At 53.9% G+C, this 16,956-nt stretch carries 14 protein-coding genes; 5 read left to right on the forward strand and 9 right to left on the reverse strand.

The window, feature by feature from the left end; translation table 11 throughout:
• Positions 1–2 precede the first annotated feature (2 nt).
• From ppx to purM, 4 genes are all read right to left on the reverse strand, one after another.
• On the reverse strand, positions 3–1,544 hold the full coding sequence (gene ppx / locus OGX75_RS00450) for an exopolyphosphatase (protein ID WP_286450861.1): 1,542 nt from the start codon (positions 1,542–1,544) through the stop codon (positions 3–5).
• A gap of 4 nt (positions 1,545–1,548) precedes the next feature.
• Positions 1,549–3,615 carry a polyphosphate kinase 1 gene (gene ppk1 / locus OGX75_RS00455; RefSeq protein ID WP_012131280.1) on the reverse strand — a complete coding sequence of 689 codons (2,067 nt, stop codon included), beginning with the start codon at positions 3,613–3,615 and terminating at the stop codon, positions 1,549–1,551.
• Positions 3,616–3,835: 220 nt separating this feature from the next.
• Positions 3,836–4,471 (reverse strand): phosphoribosylglycinamide formyltransferase, encoded by a 636-nt coding sequence (purN, locus tag OGX75_RS00460; protein WP_077956824.1) that lies wholly within the window; start codon positions 4,469–4,471, stop codon positions 3,836–3,838.
• Positions 4,471–5,508 carry a phosphoribosylformylglycinamidine cyclo-ligase gene (gene purM / locus OGX75_RS00465; protein WP_024130122.1) on the reverse strand — a complete coding sequence of 346 codons (1,038 nt, stop codon included), beginning with the start codon at positions 5,506–5,508 and terminating at the stop codon, positions 4,471–4,473. The genes purN and purM overlap by 1 nt, the downstream gene beginning before the upstream one ends.
• Positions 5,509–5,800: 292 nt before the next feature.
• On the opposite strand from purM, the gene OGX75_RS00470 reads away from it, so the two are divergent.
• The 4 genes from OGX75_RS00470 to OGX75_RS00485 all read left to right on the forward strand — a co-directional run bounded on the left by OGX75_RS00470 (position 5,801) and on the right by OGX75_RS00485 (position 10,216).
• On the forward strand, positions 5,801–7,231 hold the full coding sequence (locus tag OGX75_RS00470; RefSeq protein WP_047462059.1) for a 6-phospho-beta-glucosidase: 1,431 nt from the start codon (positions 5,801–5,803) through the stop codon (positions 7,229–7,231).
• 183 nt (positions 7,232–7,414) lie between these two features.
• Entirely contained in the window at positions 7,415–8,041 is a 627-nt protein-coding gene (upp, locus tag OGX75_RS00475) for a uracil phosphoribosyltransferase (protein ID WP_012131286.1), read from the forward strand.
• A gap of 87 nt (positions 8,042–8,128) precedes the next feature.
• Entirely contained in the window at positions 8,129–9,418 is a 1,290-nt protein-coding gene (uraA, locus tag OGX75_RS00480) for a uracil permease (protein WP_012131287.1), read from the forward strand.
• A gap of 96 nt (positions 9,419–9,514) precedes the next feature.
• A complete protein-coding gene (locus OGX75_RS00485; protein ID WP_213164963.1) occupies positions 9,515–10,216 on the forward strand; it encodes a DnaA inactivator Hda in 702 nt (233 codons plus the stop codon).
• Positions 10,217–10,251: 35 nt separating this feature from the next.
• Here the strand turns inward: OGX75_RS00485 and OGX75_RS00490 are convergent, their stop codons facing one another.
• Genes OGX75_RS00490 through celB form a run of 3 tightly spaced genes read right to left on the reverse strand, consistent with a single transcriptional unit; the run spans position 10,252 to position 13,961 of the window.
• Positions 10,252–11,682, reverse strand: a complete 1,431-nt coding sequence (locus OGX75_RS00490; RefSeq protein WP_286450862.1) for a leucyl aminopeptidase family protein — start codon at positions 11,680–11,682, stop codon at positions 10,252–10,254.
• Positions 11,679–12,638 (reverse strand): glycosylasparaginase, encoded by a 960-nt coding sequence (locus tag OGX75_RS00495; RefSeq protein ID WP_012131290.1) that lies wholly within the window; start codon positions 12,636–12,638, stop codon positions 11,679–11,681. The genes OGX75_RS00490 and OGX75_RS00495 overlap by 4 nt, the downstream gene beginning before the upstream one ends.
• Positions 12,639–12,641: 3 nt before the next feature.
• Positions 12,642–13,961: a PTS cellobiose transporter subunit IIC gene (gene celB, locus OGX75_RS00500; protein WP_047462068.1), complete on the reverse strand. Its 1,320-nt coding sequence runs from the start codon at positions 13,959–13,961 to the stop codon at positions 12,642–12,644.
• A gap of 159 nt (positions 13,962–14,120) precedes the next feature.
• On the opposite strand from celB, the gene OGX75_RS00505 reads away from it, so the two are divergent.
• On the forward strand, positions 14,121–14,966 hold the full coding sequence (locus OGX75_RS00505; protein WP_286450863.1) for an XRE family transcriptional regulator: 846 nt from the start codon (positions 14,121–14,123) through the stop codon (positions 14,964–14,966).
• Here OGX75_RS00505 and arsC read toward each other — a convergent pair.
• Together arsC and bepA are read right to left on the reverse strand one after the other, a co-directional pair.
• Positions 14,963–15,322, reverse strand: a complete 360-nt coding sequence (gene arsC, locus OGX75_RS00510) for an arsenate reductase (glutaredoxin) (RefSeq protein ID WP_012131294.1) — start codon at positions 15,320–15,322, stop codon at positions 14,963–14,965. The two genes, OGX75_RS00505 and arsC, sit on opposite strands and share 4 nt — an antisense overlap.
• Before the next feature lie 72 nt (positions 15,323–15,394).
• Positions 15,395–16,858, reverse strand: coding sequence for a beta-barrel assembly-enhancing protease (bepA, locus tag OGX75_RS00515; protein WP_024130125.1), 1,464 nt, complete (start codon positions 16,856–16,858; stop codon positions 15,395–15,397).
• Positions 16,859–16,956 lie beyond the last annotated feature (98 nt).

Genomic DNA, 16,956 nt, shown 5'->3' on the forward strand with positions numbered 1-16,956 from the left:
AATTACGCCGCGATAGTGGGCGAACTCTCTTCTTCGATTTTGAGACGCCAGCCCGTGACCGCTTCCCAGTATTGCTGCTCTTTTTCCAGATCGAGCAGGACGAGCGCGTTTTGGCTAAACCAGTCATGCGGGAAGCGCAACGTCCAGTGATTGTCGTCAGTTTTAAGCCGTAGCGTTGGCGGCGTTGTGGTGGCCTGGCGCTGATTATTCAGCAGAACGCCCAGGCGCAATAGCTGAATCAACGGCAGGAATTGTTTTTTCTTGAACAACGTAAAGCGGGGCAAGTCATCCAGCTTAACGGCTTTACGATGATAACGGACTAATGTCGCCATCATCAGTTGCTGTTCCTGGTTAAAACCCGGCAAATCGCTGTTTTGCAGAATATAGGCAGAGTGGCGGTGCAGGCCGCTGTGGTTGATGTTCAGCCCCACCTCATGCAGCATTGCAGCCCACTTCAGTAACGCTTCCAGCTGTGGATGCGCCAGCTTTGGCTGTTGCGTCTGCCACTGTTCATACATCTGCATGGTTGTTTCCAGCACGCGCCGGGCCTGATCGCTGTCGATGTTATACTGATTCGCCAGGCTTTTGGCCGTACGGCTGCGCACATCCTGATGACGGAAGCGGCCTTCCATTTCGTACAGCACGCCTTCGCGCAGCGCCCCGTCGGAAAGGCGGAGTTCGCGGATCGCCAGCGCATCAAAAACGCCGCACAGAATGGCCAGACCCGGTACAAAGACCGCTTTTCGCTCTTCAGACAGACCCGGCAGGCTCAGCGCTTCAAAGGAGCGGTGCCTGAGCACTTCAGCCATCAGTCTATCCAGCCGTTCTGGCGTAATGAAGCCGTCCTTCTCACCCATTTCCAGCAGCACTTCATGGGCGGCTTTGATGGTGCCGGACGCGCCCAGCGCGACGTTCCAGCCCTGAATGCGGAACTGCCAGGTTAACGTCTCCAGTTTTTGCGCAGCGGCCATTCGGGCGCGCTGGAAATTTTCCGGGCTGATGGCGCCGCCAGGAAAATAGATTTGTGCGAAACTGACGCACCCCATGCGACGGCTTTCGACCAGTTTTGGCTCGAAGTTTTCGCCGATGACTAACTCCGTCGACCCCCCGCCGATATCGATCACCAGCTTGCGGCCTTTTTCCGGCTGCGTATGCTCCACGCCCATAAAAATCAGGCGGGCTTCTTCGTTACCGGAAATGATTTCGATCGGGTAGGGGATGACCTTCTCCGCGCGCTTCAGAAAATCGGTGGCGTTCAGCGCCTGGCGCAGGGTATGGGTGCCTACGATACACACGCTTGACGGGGAGAATCCCTGTAGGCGTTCGGCGAATAACGATAAGCAGCTTAACCCGCGTTCTATCGCTTCTTCACTTAACATATTGTCTTCGCCGAGACCATCCGCCAGATGTACGCGCTGTTTCAGCCGACCGATGATCTGCATGGCGCCATCCACCACGCGGGCAATGACCATATGAAAACTGTTCGAACCGAGGTCGACCGCCGCGAACTCCTGCGGCCGGGGTGTCTTGTCATGTATTGGCATAGCGTTAGTCAGGTTGCTCGAGTGATTTGATGTAGTCGTAAATCGCCAGTTGCGACTGCACCTTGCGACGATTTCCGCGCGGCACGTAGCGATTACTCAGTTCTTTATCTATGTAGCGGGCTTTTACCGTGTCGCTAAACAGGATGTCAATAATATCCAGCACGCGTTGCTTAAGACACGGGTCGAGCAGCGGCGCAGCAACTTCGATACGGTAATCGATATTTCTCGTCATCCAGTCAGCGGAGGAAAGATACACCTGCTTATCGCCGCCGTTGGTAAAAATATAAACCCGGTCATGTTCGAGATAGCGATCCACGATACTGATCACGCGGATATTGTCGCTAATGCCTTCCAGATTTGGAATCAGCGAACACATCCCACGAACCAGCAGATTGACCGGCACACCCGAGCTGGATGCGGCGTACAGACGGTCGACCAGCCCCTTGTCCACCAGGTTATTCAACTTCAGCGTAATGCCGGAGGGGAGACCTTGCTGGGCGTTGGCGATTTCTTTATCGATCATCTCGTACAGCAGGCGTCGTGAGTTCTGCGGAGAGACCAGCAAATAGTCGAACGTCACCGGGCGGTAAGGGTTCTCGATAAAGTTGAACACGCGACGGACTTCGTTCGTGATACGCGCATCGGCGGTCAGTAAGGAATAGTCGGTGTACAGGCGTGCCGTTTTTTCGTTGAAGTTCCCTGTGCCGATGTGCGCATAACGCACCACCTCATCGCCTTCTTTACGCGAGATGAGGAACAGTTTGGCGTGAATTTTCAGGCCTGGCGCCGAGAAGATCACATGTACGCCTGCTTCGGTCAGCCGCTTCGCCCAGTGGATATTCGCCTCTTCATCGAATCGCGCCTGCAATTCTACCACCACGGTGACTTTCTTGCCGTTATGGGCGGCGTGAATCATCGAGTCGATGATGCGTGAATCCTTCGCCACACGGTAGATGTTGATTTTGATCGCCAGCACGCTGGGGTCAAAGGAGGCCTGGCGCAGCAATTCCAGCACATGTTCGAAAGTGTGGTACGGATAATAGAGCAGAACGTCGCGCTCGCGAATGGCGTCGAACCCGTTGCGGAACTTCTCTTTATCGAACCAGAGATGGCGCAGTCGCGGCAGCGGCTTGTTCACCAGATTGGCTTTGCCCACGTTGGGGAAGCTAATGAAGTCTTTGAAGTTGTGATACCGGCCGCCGGGTACGATGGAGTCGTAGCGGGAGATGGTCAGCTTTTCACGCAGCACTTCCACCAGCGCGTTTGGCATATCGCGCTGATAAACAAAACGCACCGGCTCGGCGGTCAGGCGTTGTTTCAGGCTGGAGGACATCAGCTCCATCAGGCTCGATTCCATCTCGTGCACCAAATCGTATTCGGCATCACGGGTCATCTTCATTGAGTAGGCATTCAGCGCGTCGTAGTCAAAGAAGCCTTTGAAGATGTCGTCCAGGCAGTAGCGCAAAATGTTATCCAGCAGGATCATCGGCTTACGGCGACGCGGCGCTTCCGGCGGCAGATTCACAAAACGCGGCACTTTGTCGGATGGAATTTCCAGCAGCGCGTAGCGGATAGCATCGCCGCGAATAATCTCTACGGCCAGATAGGTGTAATCATCTTTCAGAAACTGAACTAAATCCGTTTCGCGATTGATCAGAATTGGCGTGATGTGTTGGCGTAAGTAATGTTTAAAATAATGCCGCAGCCAGCTTTGCTGGTTGGCCGACAGTTGGCGTTCGTTGATTAAGAAGATCTGATTACGCGCCATTTCCAGCAGCAATTCGTTGTACAGGCTGTCGAATTCCTGGTCGGCTTTTAGTACCCGGGACTGGATCTTACCTAGCAGATGGCGAGAATGAGAATTAGAACCCTGTTCTTCGCTGATTATGATGCGACGTTTCAGTTCGGCGAAACGAACTTTATAGAACTCGTCAAGGTTATTGGAATAGATGCCCAGGAAGCGCATGCGTTCAATAAGCGGATTTGATTTATCCGCAGCTTCCTGGAGCACGCGTTCGTTGAACGCTAACCAACTTAGCTCTTTCTCGATGTATAGTTTTTCCTGACCCATTACAACTCACACTCCGTTTTATTCACGGGACACTGCCTGATTATTATGGCGAGCATTGCGCTCAGATGTCCAACTGTGCCAGAAAAATATGACAATAAACCGTCAGATAAGCAAAGAGATGAGGGGAATTCCTGAGGCGTAGGCCGGATAAAGCGTTGACGCGCCACCCGGCATTGAAACGTTGGATTGCCTGATGGCGCCGTCCTGCGAGGGAATGTTATTACTCGGCGGCATAGCCTTGCGGCGGCAGGCGATTGCCATCCAGCCAGGCGGCGTTATCACGCATTTCCAGACGGCCATCCACAAACCAACTGACGACCAGCGGATAGATAGCGTGTTCCTGCGTCTGAACGCGGGCCGTAATTTCATCTTCGCTGTCGCCTTCAAAGACCGGAATCTTCGCTTGCAGAATAACCGGGCCGCCGTCGAGTTCATCGGTAACAAAATGGACAGAGGTTCCGTGTTCTTCATCGCCGTTTTCCAGCGCCTGACGGTGCGTATGCAACCCCGGGTATTTTGGCAGCAGGGAAGGGTGAATATTGAGTAGACGCCCCTCATAGTGGGCGACGAACGCGGGGCTCAGGATGCGCATATAGCCCGCCAGCACCACGAGATCGGGGGCGTAAGCGTCTATTTCACGCATCAGTTCGCGGTCAAACGCTTCACGGCTGGCGAATTGATCGGCCGTTAACGCATGTGCCGGAATTCCGGCCTCACGCGCGCGTTCAAGGCCGAACGCGTCGGCCTTGTTACTGAATACTGCCCGAAGGGTGCCTTTGATTTTTTTCTCTTTGCAGGCATCGATAATCGCCTGCAAATTGCTTCCGTTGCCGGAAATAAGCACCACAAGATTCATCATTGAATAACCACGCGCTGTTCGGAATCAGAGGCTTTAATGATACCGATTTTCCAGGCGTTTTCACCTTTTGCTTTCAGCAGGGCGAGGGCGTTATCCACTTCCGCTTCCGGCAGGGCGATCACCATCCCGACGCCGCAGTTGAAGGTGCGATACATTTCATGCTGGCTGACGTTGCCCGCGGTTTGTAGCCAGTTGAAGACGGCTGGCCATTGCCAGGAAGATTCGTCAATCACCGCCTGGGTGTTGTCCGGCAATACGCGAGGAATATTTTCCCAGAAACCGCCGCCGGTCAGGTGGGCGATGGCGTGCACATCGACTTTTTCAATCAGTTCCAGAATGGACTTCACATAAATGCGGGTTGGCGCCAGCAGGTGATCGGCTAACGGTTTGCCTTCCAACTCGGTGTTTTCCGGGTCGCAGCCGCTGACTTCAACGATCTTGCGTACCAGAGAATAGCCGTTGGAGTGCGGGCCGCTGGAGCCAAGGGCAATCAGCACATCGCCATCGGCCACTTTGGAACCGTCGATAATTTCTGATTTTTCCACCACGCCGACGCAGAAACCGGCGACATCGTAATCTTCGCCATGATACATCCCTGGCATTTCAGCGGTTTCGCCGCCGACCAGCGCGCAGCCTGATTGCAGACAACCTTCGGCAATACCGTTGATCACGCTGGCGGCGGTATCGACGTCCAGCTTGCCGGTCGCGTAGTAATCCAGGAAGAACAGCGGCTCCGCGCCCTGAACGACCAGATCGTTGACGCACATCGCCACCAGGTCGATCCCGATGGTGTCGTGGCGTTTCAGATCCATCGCCAGACGCAGTTTTGTCCCTACGCCGTCAGTGCCGGAAACCAGTACAGGCTCACGATATTTTTGCGGCAATGCGCACAGCGCGCCGAAGCCACCCAAACCACCCATGACTTCCGGGCGGCGAGTTTTCTTCACTACGCCTTTGATTCGATCAACCAGAGCATTACCAGCGTCAATATCAACACCGGCATCTTTATAGCTAAGAGAGGTTTTGTCGGTCACTGCTTAGGTCCCCACGCGTTACTTGCGGTGAAAATTAAATTCGGCGCAATTCTAACAGGGAAAGCAAACGTTTGCGAGCCTGCTCTGCATCCGTTTTTATCTGCCGAATTTTTCAGCGTTTTACCGTTGTGTACCCATTTGTTTGAACTGCTCCACGAAAATGAAACCGGGTTCATTACCGTGCTTGAAACCTGCGCCAGTTATGCACAGTATCGTACTGAAACCGGTTTCTGTTTTGCTTCGGGTTGTCAGCGTAGCGGCGTTAACATTGCAATTACAATGAGGGAAACGTATGTCTGGATTTAAAGCGAATTTCATGTGGGGCGGCGCCGTTGCTGCTCACCAGTTAGAAGGCGGCTGGCAGGAAGGCGGAAAGGGGATTAGCGTGGCGGATGTGATGACCGCCGGTGCGCATGGCGTTCCGCGGGAAATTACCGACGGCGTGATCGCCGGGAAAAATTACCCCAACCATGAGGCTATCGATTTCTATCATCGCTACAAAGACGATATTAAGCTCTTTGCCGAGATGGGCTTTAAATGTTTTCGCACCTCTATCGCCTGGACGCGCATTTTCCCGCAGGGGGATGAATTACAGCCGAATGAAGCGGGTTTGCAGTTTTATGACGCCCTGTTTGATGAATGCCTGAAGTACGGTATTGAACCGGTGATTACGCTGTCGCATTTTGAAATGCCTTACCATCTGGTCACGGAATATGGCGGCTGGCGTAACCGTAAGCTGATCGATTTCTTCGTGCGCTTCGCGAAAGTGGTATTTACCCGCTATCAGCACAAAGTGAAATACTGGATGACCTTCAATGAGATCAACAACCAGGCCAATTATCACGAAGATTTCGCGCCGTTCACCAACTCGGGGCTGAAATACCTGCCGGGCGAAGATCGTGAACCGGTGATGTATCAGGCGGCGCACTATGAGCTGGTCGCCAGCGCGCTGGCGGTGAAAGCGGCGCGGGAGATCAACCCGGCATTGCAGGTTGGCTGCATGATCGCCATGTGTCCGATCTATCCGCTGACCTGCGCGCCGGACGATATGATGATGGCGATGAACGCGATGCACCGTCGCTACTGGTTTACGGATGTGCATGTGCGCGGGAAATATCCGCAGCATATCCTCAACTACTTTGCGCGTCGGGGCTTTGCGCTGGATATCACCGATGAAGATCGCGCGGCGCTGTTACAGGGCTGTGTGGACTATATCGGTTTCAGCTATTACATGTCTTTTGCCACGAAAGCGACCGCAGATAACCCACAGCTCGATTACGACGAAACGAAAAGTCTGGTCTCCAATCCGTATGTGCAGAAGTCGGACTGGGGCTGGCAGATCGATCCTGTGGGGTTACGCTACTCGCTCAACTGGTTCTGGGATCACTACCAGCTACCGCTGTTTATTGTCGAGAACGGCTTTGGGGCGATAGATATTCAGCAGGCAGATGGTTCCGTCGACGATCGGTACCGTATCGACTATCTCGCAGCGCACATTCGTGAAATGAAAAAAGCCGTTGTGGAAGATGGCGTTGATTTGATGGGCTACACCCCGTGGGGCTGCATTGATTTGGTGTCGGCGGGGACGGGCGAGATGAAAAAACGTTATGGCTTTATCTATGTCGATAAAAATAATGACGGCAGCGGGACGTTAGCGCGCCATCCGAAGAGATCTTTTGCCTGGTATCAAAATGTAATTAAAAACAACGGAGAAAATATTTAAGATTCAATACGTTGTTATTCAGCCCCGCCATCTGTGCGGGGCGTGTTTTATACTCATTCTCCAGACGTATGTCACTTTGGTTGATCCATGTCAAGCATACGTTGTGTTGCGCCAGAGAGGAAAAGCGGTATAATCCGGCGATTTTTTTTGTGGTTGCCACTCGTCTGAGGAAAGGAGAAGAGTATGAAGATCGTGGAAGTCAAACACCCACTCGTCAAACACAAGCTGGGTCTGATGCGTGAAAACGACATTAGCACCAAACGCTTTCGTGAACTCGCCTCGGAAGTAGGCAGCCTGCTGACCTATGAAGCGACCGCAGACCTGGAAACCGAAACGGTAACCATCGACGGCTGGAATGGCCCGGTTGAAATCGAACAAATCAAAGGTAAAAAAATCACCGTGGTTCCTATCCTGCGTGCCGGTCTGGGCATGATGGAAGGCGTCCTGGAGCATGTGCCGAGCGCGCGTATCAGCGTGGTGGGCATCTACCGTAACGAAGAAACGCTGGAGCCCGTTCCGTACTTCCAGAAACTGGTATCCAACATCGATGAGCGTATGGCGCTGGTGGTTGACCCGATGCTGGCAACCGGCGGTTCAATGATTGCGACGATCGATCTGCTGAAAAACGCAGGCTGCCACAGCATTAAAGTGCTGGTGCTGGTTGCTGCGCCGGAAGGCATTGCGGCGCTGGAGAAAGCGCACCCGGATGTTGAGCTGTACACCGCATCGATTGATAAGGGACTTAACGAGCACGGATACATTATTCCGGGCCTCGGCGATGCCGGCGATAAGATCTTTGGTACGAAGTAAGTGAATGAATAATAAAGAGCCGACTTTAAGAGTCGGCTTTTTTTTGAATAAAACACCCATAACATACAACACTCAGAGGAAAACACTATGACGCGCCGTGCTATCGGGGTAAGTGAAAGACCGCCGCTTTTACAGACAATCCCGCTTAGTTTGCAGCATTTGTTCGCCATGTTTGGCGCAACCGTGCTGGTGCCAGTCCTGTTTCATATCAACCCGGCTACCGTTCTGCTGTTTAACGGCATCGGTACGTTGCTGTATCTCTTTATTTGTAAAGGTAAAATCCCTGCATATTTAGGGTCGAGCTTTGCCTTTATTTCGCCGGTTCTGCTGCTGTTGCCGCTGGGGTATGAAGTGGCGCTGGGCGGTTTTATCATGTGCGGCGTGCTGTTCTGCCTGGTCTCTTTTATCGTGAAGAAAGCCGGAACCGGCTGGCTGGACGTGATGTTCCCGCCTGCGGCGATGGGCGCAATCGTTGCCGTTATCGGTCTGGAACTGGCGGGCGTGGCTGCGGGTATGGCCGGGTTACTGCCTGCTGAAGGGCAATCCCCGGATACCAAAACCATTACCATCTCCCTTGTGACCCTGGCGGTGACGGTCTTTGGCTCCGTGCTGTTCCGGGGTTTCCTGGCCATTATCCCGATCCTGATCGGCGTGCTGGCAGGCTATGCGCTGTCATTTGCAATGGGAGTGGTGGATACCGCGCCGATTGCCGAAGCGCACTGGTTCGCGCTGCCGACGTTCTATACGCCGCGCTTTGAATGGTTTGCCATTCTGACAATTCTGCCAGCGGCGCTGGTGGTGATTGCCGAACACGTAGGCCACCTGGTCGTGACGGCGAACATCGTTAAAAAGGATCTGGTTCGTGACCCTGGCCTGCATCGTTCGATGTTTGCCAATGGGTTATCAACGATGATTTCCGGGTTCTTCGGTTCTACGCCGAACACCACCTACGGTGAAAACATCGGTGTTATGGCGATCACCCGCGTGTACAGCACCTGGGTTATCGGTGGCGCGGCGATTTTTGCCATTCTGCTCTCCTGCGTGGGTAAACTGGCCGCTGCGATTCAGATAATCCCGCTGCCGGTAATGGGCGGCGTATCGCTGCTGCTGTACGGCGTGATCGGCGCATCCGGTATTCGTGTATTGATTGAATCAAAAGTCGATTACAACAAAGCGCAGAACTTGATCCTGACTTCGGTGATTTTGATCATCGGCGTCAGCGGCGCGAAAGTGCATATTGGCGCGGCTGAACTGAAAGGAATGGCGCTGGCGACCATTGTTGGGATCGGCCTGAGCCTGATCTTCAAACTGATCAGCGTCCTGCGACCGGAAGAAGTGGTGCTGGATGCGAAAGACGCGGATACGCCGCAGCAATAATCCTGAAACCGGGCAGTGCTTGCTGCCCGGTTCTATCGTGATGGAATTCTGTGGTAAACTCATCGCGATTTTATGGAATCCTGGATTGAGGTATCTCTGAACACTCCGGCACAGCTCTCTCTGCCACTTTATCTTCCTGACGACGAAACTTTCGCAAGTTTCTGGCCGGGGGATAACGCCTCTTTACTGGCTGCACTGCAAAACGTGCTGCGTCAGGAACATAGCGGATATATTTATCTCTGGTCGCGTGAAGGCGCGGGCCGTAGCCATCTGCTGCACGCGGCGTGTGCTGAACTGTCGCAACGCGGCGACGCGGTAGGCTATGTGCCGCTGGATAAGCGCACCTGGTTTGTACCGGAAGTGCTTGACGGCATGGAACATTTGTCGCTGGTGTGTATTGACAATATTGAATGTGTCGCCGGAGATGAACTGTGGGAAATGGCGATCTTTGATCTCTATAACCGCATCCTTGAGTCGGGAAAAACGCGCCTGCTGATCACCGGCGATCGTCCTCCACGTCAGCTAAAGCTGGGATTACCCGATCTGGCTTCTCGTCTGGACTGGGGGCAAATCTACAAGCTGCAACCACTCTCTGATGAAGACAAACTCCAGGCGTTACAACTGCGCGCCAGACTGCGTGGGTTTGAACTGCCGGAAGATGTCGGGCGTTTTCTGTTGAAGCGGCTGGATCGCGAGATGCGTACGCTATTTATTACGCTGGATCAGCTCGATCACGCCTCAATCACCGCACAGCGTAAACTCACCATTCCGTTCGTTAAAGAGATTCTGACGCTGTAACGCTGTCGTTTTTGCCCGGTGGCCGGGCAAAAAACTCAGGCAATATCTTCCAGTAAGTGCTCAACCAGCAGTGGAATCGGCCTGCCGGACGCGACGCTTCTGCCGTTTTCTCGCCATAGCGCCGTACCGCTAATGTCCAGATGTGCCCACGGGATATCCGACGGGCAAAAATGATGCAGTAACCAGGCTGCGGAAGCGCTGATTGCCGCATTGTTCGTCGGCGTATTACAGAGATCGGCTATGGCGCTTTCGGTCTGCTTTTTCAGTCGTGCATCCAGAGGTAAAGACCAGACTTCATCTCCGCTCTGCCGTCCAGCCTCTGTTAGCGCCTGTCTTAACGCATCGTCCTGAGTCATCAGCCCGCTGAGTTCGTAGCCAAGCGCTTTCACCACCGCACCGGTCAAGGTTGCCATGTCGATGATATAACGGGCCTGCGGCTGTCGTTGGCTCGTCCATGCAATGGCGTCGGCCAGCACCAGTCGTCCTTCAGCGTCGGTGTTATTGATTTCCACTGTCATACCGTTGCAGGCGCGAGCAACGCTGCCAGGCTGCATTGCGTTCGGGCCGATCGCGTTTTCAGCCAGCGCCAGCACGCCCATTATGCGTACGGGCAGTTTTAACTCCGCAACCGTCAGGAGCAGTCCCAACACGTTGGCTGCGCCACACATGTCATATTTCATGGTGTACATACCCGCGCCCTCTTTCAACCACAGGCCACCGGTATCAAACGTTATCCCTTTACCTATGTAGCAGCGTACCGGGCCGTCACTTATGCCGTTGTAATGAATGGCAAGCAAACGCGGTGGACAGGTCGCTCCTTTGCCAACCGCATGGAGCAGTCCGAGGCCTTGTTCAACAATTTGTTTTTCATCAAGGACTTCACAGTGCAGCGCAGGAAAAGAGGCGCACAGGGTTTGTGCCTCATTGACCACGAACTGCGGCGTACAGCAATCGGAGGGGGTATCCGCCAGCCGCCTTGCAGCGACCATGCCGTTGGCAATGGCCTGCTGCTGCCTGAACACTTTTTCACGTTTCTCATGTTGTTCTGGCAGGCAGAACGCGGTGATATGGCGGATGCGAGTGGCGGTGGCATCCGTTTTTTTCAATTGTAAATCATTGAGCGTATACGCCTGATTAAACAGAAAACGCAGCAGCAGCGCCAGTACAGTGTCATTTATTTCGGTGACATCAATCAGCACATTTTCGCTGACTGGCGAGGCCAGCTGCGGTCGTATCGCATTGAGTAAACCTTCGGTCAGGCTGTCCTGCCAGAGCGCATCAGGCAACAGGGTAATTCGCGTAAAAGGCGCGCAGCCAAAGCGGGTATCCGCTACTTTATCTTGCGCCAGTACGTGCATTTCCGCGAGCAGAGCGGAATCCCGCAATAAAGAACAGCCAGGAGGCGCGATAAGATGGCCTTGTGGTTGAACCTCTGCGGGTGAGCAAATCAGTTGGTATGAAATCATTTTTCTTCCTCGACTGGAGCACGTATCCGTGCGGCATAGTCTTGCATCCATTCTTCATCGACGGGGTGATAATGGGTCTTCTCGTGCTGGCGTTCGGCGCGAAATACGGTGAGCGGTTGGCGTGCGGTAGCGACAACGAACGAGAATGTTTTGATGTTGGTGGCTGCGCCAAACTCGCCTTTACGGTTCATGCAGACCACCGAGAGGTCGCCTGTGCGACCAAATCGCGACATCAATTTATCTTCCAGCTCAAACACTACAGAATCAGCCGCTTGTTGCGGTGTCATTCCCTGCGCCATGCGACGAACAATTTCATAGCTGGCGCAGCCTTTCATCAGATCTTCACCGACGCCCGTTGCCGTCGCCGCGCCGACTTCACTGTCGCAATAGAAGCCGGAACCAATAACCGGAGAGTCGCCAATGCGGCCGCGTTTTTTCATAAACAGGCCGCTGGTGGAGGTGGCAACGCTCATCGACCCCAGTTTATCCAGACCAATAATGCCAACCGTATCGTGGCCGTTATATGGACTTAAGCCTTTATCCAGCGTCTCCCGGCAGCGTTTTTGATAGTGCTGGATGGCTCTGTCGGTGAGCATGGTTTTATCCGCAAATCCCTGGCTCAGTGCCCATTCACGCGCACCCTGGCCAACCAGCAGACAGTTATAGCGCTGACGGCTTAACGCATGTGCGACGCGCACCGGGTTGGCAATATCCACCAGATTCCCGACCGCCCCAAACGCCAGGGTATCGCCGTCCATATAGGCGGCATCCAGTTCGACCTCGCCATTTTCAGTAGGCAGTCCGCCATAGCCCACGGATTTATAAAACGGAAAGTCCTCAACGGTTGCGACGGCGTCTACCACCGCCATTGCGACCGGGTTCCCCGCAGCCAGTGCAGACGCGGATTCCGCCACACCTTCAAGCGCCATTCGCCAGGTTGCGATAATTCCCCACATGGTTTACTCCTGTTTTGCAAGTGGTGCATCGGGCTGTGTTACGGCAGCCAGTTCCGCCGCGCGGTACTGTTTATCGACGATCCGCATAAAGGGCAGATACAGCATTGCGCCAATCAGCAGGTTAATGAGCTGCATGACGCTGCCGCTAATATGTCCGGTAACGATAAAACCGCTAATGACTGGCGGCAGCGTCCACGGAATAAAGACGCCCGTGGTGACGGCGACCGCGCCGAGCTTCATCGCGGTATACTGTACGGTGACCAGCACCAGCGGCACCAGGTTGAAGGGGATCAGCATTATCGGATTCATTATCACCGGCAGACCGAACAGAATCGGTTCGTTGATGTTGAACACGGACGCTCCGGCACCGAGCCGCGCCACTTCCCGCATGTTTTTACTGCGCGCAAAGAAAAGCATGGCTAACACCAGCGACAACGTTGCGCCCGCGCCGCCCATCCAAATCATGTCAAAAAACTGTTCTGTAATGATGTGTGGGGGTGTGGTGCCAGCCTGAATAGCCGCAATGTTGTCGGTCTGGTTTTCCATCCACAGCGGACGGATGATGCCGTTAACCATTGAGCCGGAGTTAATACCGACCGACCACAAAATAGTGATGCTGAACACTGTCATCAGCGCGCCAAAGTAAGAGGTGCCGTAATGACGAACCGGTGTGGCGACCACTTCGTAAATAAACTGATGGATGGTCTGGTAATGGGTGTTTTCAAACAAGATGCGAATGCTCAGTACCAGTATCATGACCAGTAAGGCGGGGATCAGCGCGGCAAAAGATTCTTGCACCGCCGGTGGCACACCTTCTGGCATTTTGATCACCAGATTTTTACGCTTTAGCCAGCAGAAAAGTTCAGTCCACAGCAGCGAACCGATCATCGCGACGAACAACCCTTTTGTGCCAATCCATTCTACGGGGATCACGGTAATACCGCCGTTTTCCGCCACTTTGATAAACGGTGTAAGGATCAGAAAACAGACCAGCGCCAGAATGCCGCAGGAGATGCGATCTTCGCCGTAGTGTTCCGCCAGACGAAATGCGACCAGGAAGCTGATAAACAGCGACATCGTTGAGAACACCGCGTTAAACGGGATCTCAATAATCGCACTCCAGCTCTCGCCAAAAGCCTGAGACATAAACTGCTGATAGTTTTGATTCGGAAACGAGGAGATCACCAGCAGAATCGAGCCGACGATAATAAACGGCATAAACGAAACGTATGCGCCACGAATCGCGCCGAGATGCCGCTGCTGAGCGGTTTTCGCCGCCAGAGGCATCAGTTTTGCTTCAAGAAATCCCAGAACATTGTTCATTGTGAACTCCGTACAAGATTAACTCACGTTGTGTGTGCTATGCATGAGGATTATCTGCGAAGGCGTGTGAACGAAAGGTGAAATAGCTCACAATGTGATCGCGATTAGCATATAAATCTCATAAGATTAATTATCTAAAAATCGACAGGGATTCTTGCGATGGAAATAAAATTACACGCCAATGCCACTACCACACCGCGTATTCGTCGCTATCTTCAGCAGTCTGAAAAAAGCGACAGAGAGCTTGCCGCCGAGCTTGGGATTTCTGTTACGACAGTAAGGCGATGGCGACATCGTGATCGGGTTAGTGATGGGCAAACTACGCCGAAGATGATATACAAAGCGATGAGACAAGAGCAGGTTGTTTTGGTGAACGCCTTGCGCGACGTAACAGGTGCGCCGCTGGATGACCTCTTATTGTTGGTGAACGAGGTGCTGGGCATTGTTGTGTCGCGCGCGACGTTGAATCGTTATCTTAAACCGGCGACACCTCGGCGACAGCGGGCGTCGTTACAAGGGAAAAAAGCGTTAAAATCCGGGATACTGCCGAATCATCTGGCGCTGTATCACCTTCCACTCTCGTTGCATATGGACGACGGTGGCGAACATCATTTGTTCTGGGCGCGCGAGCCGATGAGCGGCTGGTGCTTTGCCCGACTGTATGCGGGTATTTCACCGCAGCGGGTCGTGGTCTGGCTGGATGAATTGCTGGAAACCTGCCCGGCTGATATACAATCTATTGAGACAAATATTTCTGATCGCATATGCCCGCATCTAAAAACGCACCTGGCGACGCGCGGCATGTCATGCCAAATAACCGGTACGATTCCCGGTTGGGTGCCGGTGACAATACCGCTGAATGAGATTGTTCCCCGGCTAAATAGTGAATCTGCCAGCGAGCTGCTTATCCGCTTATGTGAATGCTACAACCGTGGTAAGACACAGAAAAAACTGGGGGATTGTACGCCGCAGGACTTTCTGGAAGCGCTGCGGCGCATGGATTAGCTCACGATTTCCAGCACCTGCTCCGGCGGGCGGCCAATACGCGCCTGACCGTTGGCGACGACAATCGGTCGCTCCATCAGTTTCGGGTTTTCCACCATCGCCTGAATCAGCGCCTCTTCGCTCAGATGGCTGTCGGCCAGATTGAGTGACTTGTAGAGATCTTCTTTCTGGCGCATCAGTTCGCGTGCGCTGGACATCCCTAACATACGCAGCAGTTCACGCAGCGTCGCCGCGTCGGCAGGTGTTTCCAGGTAAAGCACCACTTCCGGTTCAACGCCGTTGGATTTCAGCAGGCTCAGCGTGTCGCGACTCTTTGAACAACGCGGGTTGTGGTAGATTTTTACTGCATCAGACATGATTTCTCCTTTCGCGCGAACTGTAGGCCGGATAAAACGCGATAGCGTCGCCACCCGGCAACAGAACGAATACTACATTTTGGTGTATGGCTTAAAGCGTTCCTGCAACTGGCGCAGCTGGTCGATACGGGCATCGTAACGCGCCTGTTGCTGGCTGCCCAGCTTGACCTGAGAACTTGCGCTGCTGAGCATAGAGATCGCCTGATCCAGTCGCCCGGCCAGCGCATAGCCTTCGGCGCGTGCCGCCAGCTCCTGATCGCGGTTATTGAGCGCCGCTTCAGCCTGCGCCAGGAGATCCCAGCCGTTGCCGTCGTCTTTATTGTTGAAAGTGTAGCGATTGAGGATGGTCGTGGCTTCTCGGGCTTGCCCGCCCTGTAAATAAGCATTCGCCAGGTTTAGCTGCAATACCGGGTTTGCGCGCAGATCGCGGGCATTTTTCAGACGGTTAATCGCTTCGCTGGTTTTCTTCTGCCCCAGATCGATATCGGTCGCCAGGTCGAGATACCACGCGTTATTTGGTTCAGCCGTCAGCAACGGTTGCAGCGCTTTGCGAGCTTCGTCGTACTTGCTGGCTTCCATCGCCTGTAGCGCCCGACCATATTGTGCTGCACGCTGTTGGCGCACGTTTCCTTTTTCCCATGCGTCGAGCAGGTCGCTGGTAAGCTGATTACGGCCAGAATTGTACATCCCCAGCGTACGCGCCTTCGCCAGATAAAAATCTTCCGACGACTCTACTACCACCGGGCGCATCTGGTTTGCACGGTTGCGGGCATCCGCCAGACGGCTTTCCGGCAGGGGGTGCGTCAGCAAAATTTCGGGAGGACGCGTGGAGTAGCGCGCCTGGTCGAGCAGTTTTTCCAGGAACGTCGGCATCGCTTGCGGATCGAACCCTGAACGTTGCAGCACCTGAATACCGATTCGGTCTGCTTCCTGTTCGTTTTGTTGGGTGAAGCTGATCATCCCCTGACGCGTTCCCGCCAGCGTACCGGTCAGCGCCGCCATACCGGCCTGCGGGCTGGCCATCGCCAGAAGAATAGAGCCTAAGGCGCCGACCCAGGTCAGCGGAGCGCTGCGCTTTTGATCTTCCATCGCGCGCGCCAGATGGCGTTGGGTTACGTGGGAAATTTCGTGCGCCATCACCGAAGCTAACTGACTTTCGTTATCGGAATAGCGAAAGAGCGCGGAATGCAGCACAACGTTGCCGCCGAAAAAGGCGAAGGCGTTAATTTCGTCGTTGTTAATCAAAAAGAAATGGAACGGCGTTTTCACGGAGTCTGCATGAGAGACTAAACGCATCCCCAGCGCGTTGATGTACTGACTTAACAGCGGATCGTTGATCAACGGCGCGCTGCCGCGCAACTGGCGAACGTAATAGTCGCCCATTTGCATTTCCTGACCGATAGAAAGCGTGCTTCCTGCTGAGGTCCCCATATCCGGTAGCGTGTCTGCGGAATCTGCAAACGCGGGGGCTACCTGACCGATAGTCAGCGCAGCGATGAGGGTAGCAACCAGGTTTTTCTTCAACAGCCTGAACATAGACCTCTGTCCTGTTTTCTTTAATATAGCCATTTGACCGATGCCGCGACGTATCGTTCCGCCACGCCAGCACAGGGAGTGTAACTGCGAAACCCGGT

Origin of the sequence: Citrobacter sp. CK199 (assembly GCF_030333285.1) — a bacterium.
GTDB lineage: Bacteria > Pseudomonadota > Gammaproteobacteria > Enterobacterales > Enterobacteriaceae > Citrobacter_B > Citrobacter_B koseri.